Below are 14,469 nucleotides of genomic sequence, written 5' to 3' on the forward strand. Positions count from 1 at the left end.
ACGCGTACGGTCAGATCAAAGGTTGATGCGTCGGTTCTGGCTTGGGAAAGATCAGCCGTCAGTTTCCAATATTTTCGCTGCAGAGTCAGACCTGGAAAGATATCTCTGCGCTGCTGGGCAAGTTGCCGGCGCGTCGGAAGCGGTTGGTCGGGTTCGTTCTGCTCGCTTCGTTTTGTCAGGGCATCCTTGATCTCCTTCTGATTGCCTTTTTGGCCCGATTTGTGGGTCTTTTTTCAGGCGCAAAGCTGGCAGACCGTTTGCCTGGGATTTGGGTCTTTGGTGGTGGAATTTTAGATCAGACAGGTTGGTTGCTGGCGTTGTTGATTGCCTCCTTCTGGCTCACGTCTTTTGTTCGTTTCTTTGTGTCTTTGATGCAAAGCTTGTTGAGTGCCGAGATATGGAATGATCTTGTTAATCAAGTTTATCAAAATGTTCTTCAGCAGCGATACGAATTTTTCATTGAGAACCGAACTGCAAATCTTTCAGAAAAGTTTAATCGAATTCTCAATAGTGTCTCCACGAAAGTAGTCATCCCTTTGATTGCAATTGCCGGAAATGCACTTTCGGTAACATCGTTGTTGATTGGTGTTGTTTTCGTTCTTGGCTATCAAGCGTTAGCTATTTTTGTGCTGATGCTGATGGCATACGCATTGGCTTCCGTGCTGATCACTCCTTATTTGCGGTTGGCCACCAAGCAGCGTGTGCGTTACGGCCGACGCATCAATCTTTTGCTGATGGAGTCGCTGCGATCGATTCGGGATGTCCATCTTTACTCCGCTGATCAATATTTTGTAACTCGTTTTTCTGCGGATGGAGTCGTGGCAAAGCGTTACGACCGGCTCACGCGTTTGCTGCCCGATGTGCCGCGCTTTTTGATTGAGCCTGCCGGTATCTCGATTCTGTTTCTGATTGGTTTGGCTCCAGCTGTTTTGAGCGGGGACTCGAGCGATGTGCGTAATGCGATACCTGATTTATTCGCAATCATGTTCACGCTGTTGAAGATTTCTGGACCTCTTCAGAACACGTTCCGTAGTCTGAATCGTTTGCGTGGTGGTCTCCCGGAAATTAAGGATGCTCTCGACTTGTTGGATCTCAGGCCCGAGCGACTTCTTCTTGCCTCTCCTGGTGTTCCAACTCCTGAAGGGTTGATGCCCCGCCGTCTTATTCAGTTGAAGGATGTCAGTTTTTCGTATCGCCGCAGTGACAAATTAATTCTAAACGCTATCAATATTTCTATTCCAACTGGATCTCGTTTCGCTCTGGTGGGTCGCACCGGAAGCGGAAAAACAACAATTGCCCACCTGCTGCTGGGATTGCTGCAGCCATCCTCGGGCCAGCTCATGTTGGATGGCATTGCTGTGAGTCCGCAAGATCTGCCGGCATGGCAGGCTAATTGCGCTTTGGTGCCTCAGGATATTCGCCTATTTGATGGAAGTATTCGCGACAACGTTGCTTTCGGACTGGACAACGATGCAATTGACGATGATGATATTTGGGCGGCCCTGAAAACCGCGCAGTTTGATGATGTTGTTGCTCAGATGCCCTATGGGCTCTACACCATGATTGGTGAGAACGGCGTGAAATTGTCCGGGGGGCAACGTCAGCGTCTTGCTTTGGCTCGCGCTTTTTATCGCGGTGCCAAAGTTCTTGTTTTGGATGAAGCCACAAGTGCTCTCGACAACAGAACTGAGCATGATGTTCTTCAAGCCTTGGATCTGGTTGGGCGTCGCTGCACAACGATTGTGATCGCTCACCGCTTATCAACGGTCAAAAAGTGTGATCGAATTGTCGAGATCGAAGACGGTAGAATCCGTGCCCAGGGTGATTTCGTCTCTCTTTGCGAGTCTTCAGAGACTTTCCGGGATATGTATCGCATTGAAAATACTTAATGGCAGATATCGTTCTGCTCTCCACCGCTGACTGGGACCACTCCCTGTGGACGAACAAGCAGCACACCGCGCTTTCCCTTCATCGGGCTGGCCACCGCGTGCTGTACATCGAGTCTCTTGGTTTGCGTCCCCCGCGTGCTGATCGTCAGGACCGGCAGCGGATCGTCAAGCGTCTGAGGCGGATGTTCAGCCCTCCGCGCGAGGTTGAGCCGGGCTTGTGGATCTGGTCGCCGATGGTGATTCCCGGTGGGACACGCGGGGTGTTGATGCGGATTAATCGGATGCTGTTCAGCGGCGCTTTGGCCTGGGTTCTCCGGAGTCTGCGTTTTCGCTCGCCACTGTTGTGGACGTACAACCCGCTGACCGGTCGTTATCTCAACCTCAAACGACGTGCTGCAGCCTCGACGTCGTCGATGTTCTCCGCTGCTGTCTACCACTGCGTCGATCGCATTCATGCCCAGCCAGGTATGCCCGCGACCTTGATTGCTGACAGCGAGCGCCAGCTGTGTCGCACGGTGAATGTGGTGTTCACCACGTCTCCTGATCTTCAGGCGTCGTTGATGCGACTGAATGCCTGCACCTACAACTACGGCAACGTTGCCGATCAGGCCCATTTCGCTGCCGCCCTGGATGCGCCCCACGCCCCGAAGCATCTGGCTGGCATCCCCAAGCCTCGCCTGATGTTTGTCGGAGCTATCGATGCCTACAAGCTTGATTTACCCATGCTGACGGCCTTGGCCCATCAACGTTCGGAGTGGTCGTTCGTTTTGCTGGGCCCTGTTGGAGAGGCCGATCCGGACACACGCATTACGGCCCTTCAGGCTTTGCCCAATGTGCACCTCATGGGTTTGCAACCTTATGCCGATTTGCCGGCATGGCTCGCTCACGCCGATGTGGCTCTGCTGCCACTGCAGGAGAACACCTACACGCAGCACATGTTTCCGATGAAATTCTTCGAATACCTGGCAGCCGGGCGACCCGTGGTGGCCACCCGAATTCCGGCGTTGCGCCCCTATGTCTCTGGAGCGTTGCTTTGCCCTCCGGATGCGGAGGCATTCGATGCCGCCATCGCGATGGCATTGGCCGGTGATGGCCCACCTCTGCAGCAGCGCTTGGCGCTGGCCGCTGAACACACCTATGAAAGCCGCACCCGCAAGATGCTTGCTGACCTGCAGCGGGAGGGATTGTTGGATGCGGCTTCAAGTGGCCGGTCGATGCTGCGGGCCCAAACCCGAACCTGGCCATTGCAGCGGCTGTTGATGCCGGCCTTGTTTCGCTCGGTGCGGTTGCGCAACCGGTGTGGGCGCAGTGAAGTCGGACGTCAGCTGTTGGGCTGGATTGATGGGCACCATCCGATTGAGCCGCAGGTGCTTGATGCACAGATTCCCCGCCTCATCCAGAAAGGGCTGTATGCCGAGGCCTTGGCGCTGATGGAGCGCTCCTGGTTGGAGCTCGGCCGCACCGATCACCTTCACCACCTGTTGTTCCGCCGTGGCGCCAGGCCCAAGGTGCTGGAGGAGCAGATCGCTTTGTTTGAGACCCTGGGTTCCAGCACCCGCCTGCCCCTCAGCTACCGCGCCTACTGCAGGGTCGTTTGTGCTTACCGCGCTGCTGAAGCCAAGAACCCCGAGCTGATGTGTGCTTCGCTCGCAGCGTTGGACGAAGTGGCAACAGGTCTGGAAAACGATCCCAACACACCTCTGTGTCGCCAGGGGAATCGCTTCAACCGCGCCAAGCTGCTGATCTCCTGTTACGCCACCTCGCTGCGGCTTCATCTCACCCTGGCGGATCGCTCTGGTGCCGCTCGCCTTGGGCGGCGTGCGCTGCAGTTCTGTGCACGCCTCGATCTCACCACGATCGAAACCGATACCTCCTTCCGGCTCACACGGAATCTGATGCGCGTGCTGGCGATCAATGCTGTTGAGGCTTGGGCTTCAGCGGATGTCGCGCTCTACTGGCAGGCGAGGCAGGCGTTGCAAGCCGTTCATGACCATGCCCATCGACCGGAGCATGATGATCGCGAGGTGCAGGAAGACCACCGTGGCTTCGCCGTTCAGGTGATGGATCGTGTCGCATTGATGGACCCCGCTCTCGCCGACGAAGCCGCAAGGCGCAGGGCCACTGAAGATTTGATGCTGTTGCTGTTCCGCGCAAAGATCGTCGACGAGTCTTGGCGGGCTGAGCGGTTGCCGAGAGTGTTGCCTTGTTTCGAGGGCTTTCTTAAGCCTCACCCTGCAACGTCGAGTACGCCATGACCCGAAGGGTCGTGCTTTACATCGATTCCCTCAAAACCGGTGGAGCCGAGCGCGTCAGCCTTCTGCTTTCACGTTGGCTTGTTGAAGCCGGCTGGCAGGCCACGGTGCTCACCCGCCATGGTGCGTCCCGCGATTTTTATCCCGTCCCGGCAGGTGTTCAACGGGCTCTCGAACCCGGAGATCCGATCTGGTTAAGACGCTTCGGGCCGCTGGGTTTTCCCCTTCGCGTGCTGCGGTTGCGCGCATGGTTGCGGCGCCATCAACCTGATCTGGTTCTCGGCATGACCACCCTGCCGGCGATCAAGCTGCTGCTGGCGGTGCGGGGCATGGCCTGTCCATGCATCGTCTCGGAACGGAACTTCCCTCCTTTGAAGCGGCCGAGCTGGCCGTGGCGGGTGCTGCGGCGGCTCACTTACCCATGGGCCCAGCTGCATCTTGTACAAACCGAAGCCACGGGTCGCTGGCTGGCCCAGCATTTGAAGGCGCGTCCCCAACTTTGTCTGCCCAACCCCGTGGCCTGGCCTTTGCCCCGGTTTGCGCCCGATCCCGACCCCATCGCTTGGTTGCTCCGCCGGAATGTCGGAGCTGACCAACAGGTGCTCCTGGCTGTGGGAACCAAATCCCATCAGAAGGGCTTTGACCGTTTGGTTGCCATGTTTGGCCTGTTGGCGCAGCGGTATCCCGCCGTGCATCTGGTGATCCTTGGCCTCGATCAGGGGCAATATCACGGTGTTGACCAACAGGCCCAGTTGCGCCGATTGCTGCCGCAGGCATCCCACCGCTTGCACTTCCCCGGGCGGGTGGGCAATGTGCAGGATTGGTACGAGCGGGCCGATCTGTTCCTGCTCTCCTCTCGCTACGAGGGTTTTCCCAACGTGCTGCTCGAAGCCATGGCCAGCGGCTGTTGTTGCGTCTCTTCCAACTGCCCCCAGGGTCCAGCCGAGTTGATCCGCGATGGTGTTGATGGTCGTTTGTTGGCGAACGATGCCACCCCGGAGACCTGGGCTGAGCTGGTGTCGGAGCTGCTGGAGGACTCAGGCCAACGCCGGCGATTAGGGGATGCGGCTCTGGAGGTGCGGCAACGCTTTTCAGAGGAACGCCTGCGCCGGTGTTTCATGCACGGCGTGGTGCAGCTGGTGGGTGATGACTGAATCAGTGTCGGCTCCAGGCCGTGATGATCTCTGGCTGGTGTTGCCTCATCTCGGAGCGGGGGGCGCTCAGAAAGTGGCCTTGATTGCCTCCCGTCATTTTGCAGCGCAGGGCTTGAAGGTGAAGCTGGTGACGCTGATCCCGGGGCATCCTGTGGCCCATCCCCTCCCCGATGGGATTCCCTGGCTCGAACTGGGGGCCCCGACCCATCGCTCTTGGTGGGCCCGGGCTGGTCGTTTCGCCCTGGCGCAGCTTGACAAGCTGATCCGCCTGTTCTTTCAGCTGCAATTGCGTTGGTTCGAGGGTTGGTTTCAAACCTGCGTCCGTCCCCAGGGGTGGGGCCTGGCCATGGGGCTCTTTGCTGTCGGCACCGAGGCGACGGCTGGCTTGCGTTTGCGCCAGTTACGCCAGGAGTTCCGCCGTCAGCGGCCCCATCGGGTTCTGGCTCTGCTGACCCGCACCAACATCACCTGTTGTTGTGCTGCTTGGGACTTGCCGATCCACCTTGTTGTGTCGGAGCGCAACGACCCCTCGCTTCAGCGGCTGCCCGAGGTGTGGCAGCGCCTGCGGCCGCTTGCCTATCGCCGGGCCGATGTGGTGACTGCCAACACAGCTGGCGTTCTCTCGGCTTTGGACGCCATGGGGGACTGGGAGCGGTTGGCTCTTCTGCCCAATCCGCTGCCCGGTGCCTCCAAGGTTGAGGCTCACGGTGATCAATCTGAGGCTTCTGGCTTCGTCAGTGTTGCCAGGTTGGTGCCCCAGAAAGGCCTGGATGTCTTGGTTGCTGCTCTGCCGAGGCTGAGCGGAGCCGCAGCGGCATGGCCCGTCAACCTGGTGGGTGATGGGCCTGAGCGTGAGGCGTTGCAGCAACAGGCCAAGGATCTGGGGGTCTCCAGCCGGCTGCGCTTCCTGGGCTTTCGCTCTGATCCGGAGCGCTTCCTGGCGGAAGCGGCTGTGTTCGTGTTGCCCTCCCGTTTTGAGGGCATGCCCAATGCTCTGCTGGAGGCCATGGCTGCCGGTCTGGCCGTGATCGTGACGGACGCATCTCCTGGCCCTTTAGAGGTGGTTGAGCCCGGGATCAGCGGATTGGTCGTTCCCAGCGATGATCCGGCCGCTCTAGCGGAAGCCATGCAGGCGCTGGTTTCGGATCCAGACCGTTGCCGGCGGATGGGGGCAGCGGCCAAGGCACGAATTGCTGCATTGGATTGGCCCCAGTTGGAACCGCTCTGGCGGTCGATCCTGGCGTTGTCATGACCGCTCGTGTCTTGGTATTGGCCCCGACCCGGCGGGCACGGACGGAAACCTTTGTGCGCGCCAATCTGGCCCGCTTGCCCTTTGCGGTGGAGGCCTGTTTCGGGGATGAGATGCCTTGGCGCGAGCCCCTCAAAGCCCTGTATGGCCTGGCGGTGCTGACCAGCAAGGTCTGCACCCGCTTGGGCTGGCTTCGGTTGGCAACACTTCCCACTTCAACCGTGGCCATGCTTTTGGTGAAACGCCACCGGCCGGATGTGGTGATGGTGGAGTTCGGTTTTCATGCCGTGAGGGTGATGGAGCTGGCTCGGATGGGAGTTCCCCTGGCGGTTCACTTCCGCGGCGCCGATGCCTCAGCGGAGCGCTATCTGAAGCGCCTTCAGCAGCGCTACCGCCGTTTGTTTCAGCTCACCTCGGCTGTGATCGTTAAGAACCAAACGATGCGGAGCCGATTGATCTCCCTCGGAGCCCAGCCGGCACAGCTTGTGATCAGTCCATCCGGTGCCGATGAGCAGCGGTTTCAGGGAGCCACCCCCGCCTCCATGCCTCCGCGGTTTCTGGCGGTGGGACGCTTTGTGGCCAAAAAAGGTCCGCTGGACACTCTGGAGGCTTTTGCTCTCTTGCAAGGCCTGACGGAGCATGCTGATGCCTGCAGCCTGGTCATGGTTGGTGATGGACCTCTCCTTTCCGTCGTGCAGGAAAGGGCGCACCAGCTGGGACTTGAGCATCTTGTTCAGTTCCCAGGTGTTCTTTCCCCGGATGCAGTGGTGCAGGAGATGAGGCGTGCACGGGTGTTTGTGCAGCATTCCCGCACAGCGGAAGATGGTGATGAGGAGGGATGCCCGGTCTCTGTGATGGAAGCCCAGCTTTGTGGTCTGCCCGTTGTGGCGACCCGTCATGGCGGGATTCCAGATGTGGTTGTGGATCAACAGACCGGAAGGCTTGTGGAGGAAGGCGACCGGTGGGGGATGGCGGAGGCCATGGCCTTGCTGGCCGATCGTCCGGAACTTGCTGCTGCTTGGGGGGCTGCCGGTCAACGTCGGACTCAGGCACGATTCACCGTGAAGCACCACGTGGATCAGATCACCATGCTGCTCAACGATCTGGTGGACCACAGAGGATGAGCAGCAAACGCCTGAAGTTGCTGCTGATTCGGGGTCTGGGCCACAGCGGCACAACCATGCTGGATCTGGCCCTTGGGGCGCATCCGCAGATCATCGGCCTGGGTGAAGCGGCACGAATTCTGGCGACGCCACAGCCGGGGGACGAGCATCGTGGGCCCAGTCAATTGCGCGGTTCCCATCGGTTTGAGCGGCGTTGCACCTGTGGGGTCGTTGCGGCGGAGTGCCCCATCTGGGGCCCTCAGCTTGAGTGGCTTCGCCTGCACGACCAAATGCCGATGCAGGAGAAAGTGCTGCGGCTGCTGAAGGGTTCTCCCCACGGCGGCGGGGCCGTCTGGCATGTGGATTCGTACCAGGACGATCTGGAGATGACGCGGTTGCCCGAGGCGATGTTTGACATACGGATCATTCATCTCGTGCGCGATGTGCGCTCCTGGGTGCATTCCCGCGCCAGGGCTGGCCGCAAGTCCGGCCTGCGCTGGCCTGCCATGCGTCAGCTGGCGCGTTGGTGGCGTGTCAACGCCAAGTTCGAACGGTCGTTCCGGCAGTCTCCTTACCCGGTGTTTCATCTGGGGTATGAGGAATTTGCGCTTCAACCCCAGCGCAGCTTGGAGTTGCTCTCCACCTGGCTGTCCATCGATTTTCAGGAGGCGATGCTGGCTCCCGGCCAGAACAGCAGCAGCCACATCCTTGCGGGCAATCGGGTGCGTTTTGATGCAGAGCGCAGTCGAACAATTGCCTACGACGGCGCATGGTTAGGAGCGCCGGCACCCACGGCTGCGCATTTCGGGTTGCTTTTGCCCAACGTGGCTCGCATGAACCGCCGCTTGGTGTATTCCAACGGTTTGCTGTGACGCGCTTGCTGTGCGGTGGGTCGCCTTAGGCGTCTCTCCAGGTCATCGCGGTGGCCCAGTGCTGCTCAACTCCGAGATCCGGACAACGTTCCTGGACCGCCGTCACCAATGGGGCGAAGTGGAGCCCAAGACGCCGCAACACCTCCGTTGGAACAGCTGTGGTGGCCTGACTGGCATTCACCCGGTGGCTCAGTTCGGGGATCTGCTCTGGGATGCCCAGACACCGGCACAAGGCACGGTGATCTGCTGCTGTGAACAGGGTTTCGTAGAGGCCGACGAACACGTCGGAGGCTGCAAGACCTGTCCGGAGTGCATCGAGGGTCGCGGGGTAATCGCTCCGAGGAGAGTCACGTTTGAGCAGCTTGAGGCTGGCCTTGCTCAGATGTTCGACTTCGTGTTCCGGCTTGAGCAGGCCACGCTTGCGCAATTGCATGCGTTGCTGTGACAAGAACCGTTCCACCGGGTCGCGCATGATGAACACCGCCCGCGTTTGCACGCCGCGTTGGGCGAAGGCCTTCTGGATGCGCTGGTAACTCTCCGCGCTCAACCCGGCATAGGACGGGGTGATGTCCCCCGTGAGTCGGATCTGGGGTGGTTTGAGCCGTGATGCGAAGTAGTCGAAGTAGCGCTCGGGTTGTGCGATGAACCGCGCCCGACGCCAGGTTCGCCACTTCCATGGTGTGGGGTTCTTGGGCCGGAAGGAGGAAAAGTGCTGCAGCTCCAGCGCATCGAAAACGTGGTACTCCTTCAGGAAACCGAAATCAGCATCCTTCCTGCGGTTGAGTTGATCGTGCAGCCAGGTGGTTCCTGCTTTCTGGGCGCCAACGCCGAGCAGAAAGGTTGCGTCAGAGGCCAAGAGGTTCTCCTGTGCCAACACGCATCAGTTGATCTGCAGGTTTGGCATTCCTTTCACCAGATCATCGATGGCTTTGACCTGCGTCAGAAATGGCTCCAGCTGATCGAGTGGTAGGGCGCTGGGACCATCGCATCGTGCTTTGGCTGGGTCTGGGTGGGCTTCCAAGAACAAACCAGCCAGACCAACCGCCATGCCTGAGCGGGCCAGGTCAACCACTTGCGTGCGGCGTCCGCCTGAGGCCGCACCACCTGGATCTCTGCATTGCAGAGCATGGGTCACGTCGAAGATCAAGGGCAGGTCTTCGCAGGTGCGTTTCATCACGCCGAAGCCCAGCATGTCGACGACGAGATTGTCGTAACCAAAGTTGGTCCCTCGCTCGCAAAGCAACAGCTGTTCATTTCCGCATTCGCGGAATTTGTCCACGATGTTGCGCATCTGCTCCGGGCTGAGGAACTGTGGCTTCTTGATGTTGATCACAGCTCCTGTTTCCGCCATGGCGCGAACCAGATCGGTCTGACGGGCGAGGAAGGCCGGCAGCTGAATGATGTCGGCCACCTTGGCGGCGGCAGCGGCCTCCTCAGGGCTGTGGACATCCGTGATCACAGGGATGCCATGGGTGTCTTTGACCGCCTGAAGGATCTCCAGTCCCTCTTTCAGGCCGGGGCCGCGAAAGGAGTGAATCGATGAGCGGTTGGCCTTGTCGTAGGAGGCCTTGAAGACGAGGGGGATGTTCAGTCGCTCGCACACATCTTTGTAGTGCTTTGAGCAGCGGAGGGCGAAATCCAGATCCTCGAGAACGTTCACGCCACCCAAAAGGGCAAAGGGGCGATCGTTCGCGAAGGTGATCTCGCCCAGTTGGATCTGCTGCGCCACGGTCTTGAGCGTTCTCCGGATCGCGCGAGCCTACCCGCCTTCCTTTAGCTGCTCTGCAGGCTCAAGCCGATGCTGCGGGGGTCCAGGCTGTAGCTCCCAAGCTTGAAGTCGTCTGTATAGAGATCTGCCACAGCCTGGATGGTTTTAAGGCTGTAGTAGCGCGACAGCTTGCTGGAAGCTTGGGTGAGTTTGCTGTGCTGGTTGCTTTCAATCCGGTGCGGTTGTTGCAGCTGCTCGGAGCTGGGCAGCGTTAAGCCTGATTGGGTCAAGGCATTGGGCAGTTCGGTCGAGAGATGTTCAAGCCTGCAAATGCTTTTGAACTGGGATGCGGGCAGGAGTAACGCATCGTTCTGTGGTTTCCAGTGGTGGTTGGCGTGCAGTCCGCCGCTTGCCAGGAAGGTGATGAAACTTTCGAAGCCGGCTTGGCTGTTGTCGCCAAATCCTGGAATGGATCCGTATTTGTCTTGAGGACCGTTGGCAATTTTGTCCAGAAATGCAGATAATGTCCGCGTCCAGGGATTGCGAACGACCGTAAAAAATAAAGCCCTTTTCAGGCATGCTCGGTCTTGTTTTGTCCCCGTCATTTCCATCAGGCTTTTGCCTGTGCCCATGGCACTCCGTTTGGCTTGCTTGTAGTCGTTTTGATGGCTGCTTGGGCCCCGGATCGCTTCATCCAGGTAAAGAATGACGGATGAATTGCCGCTTTTGGCGATTCTATTAAAAGCAATGTTGTGTTCTGGGTAAAACACGACGCGATCAAGATTGTCGCGCCTGATCTTTAACGTCTTGCGCTCGATGGCCAGGCTTAGGAGAGCGCGCTGCTCTCGCAACTCTCTGCGAATGCGTTTCTGGGTGCGAGAGAAGGGCAAGAAACGTCGGATTGCTGAGTGTTGACTTTACTGATGACTGTTGAATTCCCAGGTCAGAGGGGCGATGTAATCCTTTGCAGGAGCTTGGAGGTCGGAGAGGAGGTAGGGCAGGAGGTCGCCCAGGTTGTCGTCGCAGCCGAACAGCTTCGTCGCGATCGCCTCAACGGATTCCCGTTGGTTGAAGTCAATGTCCTCGATTTTGATTTTCCGAGTCGTTGACATGTTGACCTTGACCGCGTTGTTTGTTCTGTCGGGCTGCAGGGGGCTTTGGTAGTCCTCGGGCAAGAGTGGGTTGATCTTGGCGAGTAAGTCGCTTTGGGCTCTAGTGATGCCTTCGAAAGGCACAAAAAAGAGAGGGGTGTTGTTTGTTTTTGTTGCTTCGATCCAGCTGCGAATCAGCAGATGAATCTGGGGGAGATAGAGGATGCCCAGAAGGTAGAACAAATCGCTTTCTGAGCGCTGATGGAGGTTCGGGATGCCATCCGTGAGTCCTGGACAGCGGAGGTCGAGGGGGCCGTAGCTCTTGCGTCGGGTGTGGTGAATCAGGGAGCACAACAAGGCGCCGAGGGGGCGCACTGGCATCACCACCGCTGCTGTGCTGTAGCGCCGCTTGAGCTGCTTGAGGTTGTGGTGGGAGGCCGGGTAATGCCCGTAAACCAAGAGGCGTTTGTGCGGTTGGTGGAACCGGATCTTGCGCAACCAACGTTCGCGGCGGCCAAGCTCTTGAACGTTCAGGAGCAGGTGTCCGAATCCCTTGGTGGTTTTGTGGCGCACAACCGGCGCAGCAAGGTGATTGCTCAGCAGGGCCGCAAGGGTCTGACTGGCACATTTCGGTGGAGCCGGAACCAGAAGCGCTCGCTGTGACCCTTTAGGGGATGCCATCGAGATCTCGCCAGTCATCCGCAGCTGCGTTGGAGGCATCTAAGCACCACTAATCTCCAACCATGAGCTTTTTGGCCGGCCTCAACGACGCCCAACGACGGGCGGTGGACCATCACGAGGGGCCCCTGCTGGTGGTGGCAGGAGCTGGCAGTGGCAAAACGCGCGCCCTCACGCATCGGATCGCCCATTTGATTGGCGAGCACGGTGCCGATCCTGCCCAAATCCTGGCGGTGACCTTCACCAACAAAGCCGCCCGCGAGATGAAGGAGCGGCTTGAGCTGCTCCTGGCGCAGCGTCTTGCCCAGAGCCAGTACGGCCAGCCCTGGAGCACCCTGCCCCCGGTGGAGCAGCGCCAGCTGCGCTCACGGATCTACAGGGAGGTGACCAAGGAGCTGTGGATCGGCACTTTCCATGCCCTGTTTGCGCGGATGCTCCGCTACGACATCGACAAGTTCAAGGACGCCGAAGGACTCACCTGGACCAAGCAGTTTTCGATCTACGACGAGGCCGACGCCCAGAGCCTGGTGAAGGAGATCGTGACCCAGGAACTCCAGTTGGATCCCAAACGGTTCGAGCCCAAGAAGACCCGTTGGGCCATCAGCAATGCCAAGAACCAGGGATGGCTGCCGGACCAGCTTGAAGCGAATGCGGAAGGCCAGCGGGGCAAGCTCACGGCCGATGTCTATCGGCGTTACCGCAAAGCGTTGGCGGCCAACAACGCCTTGGATTTCGACGATCTGTTGCTGCTGCCGGTTCAGTTGCTCCAGCAGAACGAGCAGGTGCGCAGTTACTGGCACCGACGTTTTCGTCATCTCCTGGTGGACGAGTACCAGGACACCAACCGAACCCAGTACGACCTGATCAAGTTGTTGGTCACCGATGGCAAGGATCCTCAGGATGTTGAGGACTGGTCAGGCCGTTCCGTCTTTGTGGTCGGTGACGCCGACCAAAGCATCTACAGCTTCCGTGCAGCTGACTTCACGATCCTGATGGGGTTCCAGGACGACTTCGGTGATCAGGCGCCGGATGACTCCACCCGAACGATGGTGAAGCTGGAGGAGAACTACCGCTCCACCGCCACGATTCTTGAGGCGGCCAATGCTCTGATCGCCAACAACAGCGAACGGATCGACAAGGTTCTCCGTCCCACGCGAGGAGAGGGGGAGCTGATCACCCTCACCCGCTGTGACGATGAGATTGCCGAGGCGGAAGCCGTGGTGCATCGCTTTCGCACGATGGAAGCCGCCAACCCCGAGCTGAGCTGGGGTGATATGGCTGTGCTGTATCGCACCAATGCCCAGTCCCGCGCGATCGAGGAATCCCTGGTGCGCTGGGGCATCCCTTACATCGTGGTGGGTGGGTTGCGCTTCTACGACCGCCGCGAAATCAAAGATCTGCTGGCCTATCTGCGGCTGCTGGTGAACCCGGCCGACACGGTCAGTCTGCTGCGGGTGATCAACGTGCCGAAGCGCGGCATCGGCAAGACCACGATTCAGCGCCTCACCGATGCGGCCAATCAGCTGGGGATTCCGCTCTGGGATGTGGTGAGTGATCCCGAAGCGGTGCGTTCCCTGGGCGGCCGTTCGGCCAAGGGTCTTCTTCAGTTCTGTGATCTGGTGAACGATTTGAAAGCCCGTAGTCGTGACGTGGCGCCATCCGAGCTGATTCAGCAGGTGATGGAGAAGAGCGGCTATGTCAGTGAATTGATTGCCGATGGCACCGATGAGGCGGAGGAGCGCCGCCGTAACCTGCAGGAACTGGTGAATGCGGCTCTGCAATACCAGGAGGAAAACGACGAGGGCGATCTGGAGGGATTTCTGGCCACGGCGGCCTTGTCCAGCGATGCCGACAACAAGGACACGGCGGCGGATCGGGTCACCCTGATGACGCTGCACAGCAGTAAGGGGTTGGAGTTCCCGGTGGTGTGTCTGGTGGGTCTGGAGCAGGGTCTGTTCCCCAGCTACCGATCGCTGGATGACCCGGCCTCGTTGGAGGAGGAACGCCGGCTTTGTTATGTGGGCATCACCCGAGCCAAGGAACGGTTGTTCCTGTCCCATGCCTGTGAACGTCGGCTTTGGGGCGGCATGCGTGAAGCGGCCGTGCCATCGGTCTTTTTGTCCGAGCTGCCGGAAGCCCTGATCCAGGGCGATCTACCCCAGACCGGAGGGGCGGCGCTACGGCGTGAGCGGCGCCTTGACCGGCTCACCCGTGTGGATCGCGATAAGCCGTCAACGGCCCCAGCCAATGCTGTGCGTCGCCGTCAGGCTGGCCCAGCTCCCGGACGCAGCTGGCAAGTTGGAGATCAGGTGATCCACGCCAGTTTCGGGGTTGGCGAAATCACCCACACCTTCGGCAGCGGCGAGAAGGTGTCGATTGCGGTCAAGTTCGCCGGGATGGGTCCCAAGATCCTTGATCCGCGTCTGGCGCCGATCGAGCCCGTGACCACCGCTTAATCTCCTCACCAGCCATC

The 14,469-nt window shown here is 59.3% G+C and carries 11 protein-coding genes; 7 read left to right on the forward strand and 4 right to left on the reverse strand.

All coding sequences use genetic code 11. From position 1 onward, the window contains the following. Nucleotides 1-50 precede the first annotated feature (50 nt). Genes SynA1544_RS00775 through SynA1544_RS00800 form a run of 6 tightly spaced genes read left to right on the forward strand, consistent with a single transcriptional unit; the run spans nucleotide 51 to nucleotide 8,519 of the window. Nucleotides 51-1,889 carry an ABC transporter ATP-binding protein gene (locus SynA1544_RS00775; RefSeq protein WP_186515391.1) on the forward strand — a complete coding sequence of 613 codons (1,839 nt, stop codon included), beginning with the start codon at nucleotides 51-53 and terminating at the stop codon, nucleotides 1,887-1,889. Continuing rightward, entirely contained in the window at nucleotides 1,889-4,144 is a 2,256-nt protein-coding gene (locus SynA1544_RS00780) for a glycosyltransferase (protein ID WP_186514480.1), read from the forward strand. Before SynA1544_RS00775 ends, SynA1544_RS00780 begins: the two co-directional genes overlap by 1 nt. After that, nucleotides 4,141-5,295 (forward strand): glycosyltransferase, encoded by a 1,155-nt coding sequence (locus tag SynA1544_RS00785; RefSeq protein WP_186514481.1) that lies wholly within the window; start codon nucleotides 4,141-4,143, stop codon nucleotides 5,293-5,295. Before SynA1544_RS00780 ends, SynA1544_RS00785 begins: the two co-directional genes overlap by 4 nt. Next, nucleotides 5,288-6,547, forward strand: coding sequence for a glycosyltransferase (locus SynA1544_RS00790; protein WP_186514482.1), 1,260 nt, complete (start codon nucleotides 5,288-5,290; stop codon nucleotides 6,545-6,547). Before SynA1544_RS00785 ends, SynA1544_RS00790 begins: the two co-directional genes overlap by 8 nt. Beyond that, a complete protein-coding gene (locus SynA1544_RS00795; protein WP_186514483.1) occupies nucleotides 6,544-7,668 on the forward strand; it encodes a glycosyltransferase in 1,125 nt (374 codons plus the stop codon). Before SynA1544_RS00790 ends, SynA1544_RS00795 begins: the two co-directional genes overlap by 4 nt. Then, nucleotides 7,665-8,519: a sulfotransferase gene (locus SynA1544_RS00800; protein WP_186514484.1), complete on the forward strand. Its 855-nt coding sequence runs from the start codon at nucleotides 7,665-7,667 to the stop codon at nucleotides 8,517-8,519. The genes SynA1544_RS00795 and SynA1544_RS00800 overlap by 4 nt, the downstream gene beginning before the upstream one ends. Nucleotides 8,520-8,544: 25 nt before the next feature. Here the strand turns inward: SynA1544_RS00800 and SynA1544_RS00805 are convergent, their stop codons facing one another. From SynA1544_RS00805 to SynA1544_RS00820, 4 genes are read right to left on the reverse strand one after another with little or no spacing between them, the layout of a single operon-like run. Then, nucleotides 8,545-9,393 (reverse strand): sulfotransferase family protein, encoded by an 849-nt coding sequence (locus SynA1544_RS00805; RefSeq protein ID WP_255477672.1) that lies wholly within the window; start codon nucleotides 9,391-9,393, stop codon nucleotides 8,545-8,547. Nucleotides 9,394-9,399: 6 nt separating this feature from the next. Next, nucleotides 9,400-10,248, reverse strand: a complete 849-nt coding sequence (kdsA, locus tag SynA1544_RS00810; protein ID WP_186514485.1) for a 3-deoxy-8-phosphooctulonate synthase — start codon at nucleotides 10,246-10,248, stop codon at nucleotides 9,400-9,402. Between the two features lie 44 nt (nucleotides 10,249-10,292). Then, entirely contained in the window at nucleotides 10,293-11,117 is an 825-nt protein-coding gene (locus SynA1544_RS00815; protein WP_186514486.1) for a sulfotransferase family protein, read from the reverse strand. A 27-nt stretch (nucleotides 11,118-11,144) separates the two neighbouring features. Beyond that, the gene (locus tag SynA1544_RS00820; protein ID WP_186514487.1) at nucleotides 11,145-12,017 is read right to left on the reverse strand and encodes a hypothetical protein; all 873 of its coding nucleotides are present in this window, start codon (nucleotides 12,015-12,017) and stop codon (nucleotides 11,145-11,147) included. A 44-nt stretch (nucleotides 12,018-12,061) separates the two neighbouring features. Here SynA1544_RS00820 and SynA1544_RS00825 point away from each other — a divergent pair, with 44 nt between their 5' ends. Then, nucleotides 12,062-14,452 (forward strand): UvrD-helicase domain-containing protein, encoded by a 2,391-nt coding sequence (locus SynA1544_RS00825; RefSeq protein WP_186514488.1) that lies wholly within the window; start codon nucleotides 12,062-12,064, stop codon nucleotides 14,450-14,452. The last annotated feature ends 17 nt before the right edge of the window (nucleotides 14,453-14,469 follow it).

The sequence above is a fragment of the Synechococcus sp. A15-44 genome, assembly GCF_014280115.1.
Classification (GTDB): Bacteria; Cyanobacteriota; Cyanobacteriia; order PCC-6307; family Cyanobiaceae; genus Parasynechococcus.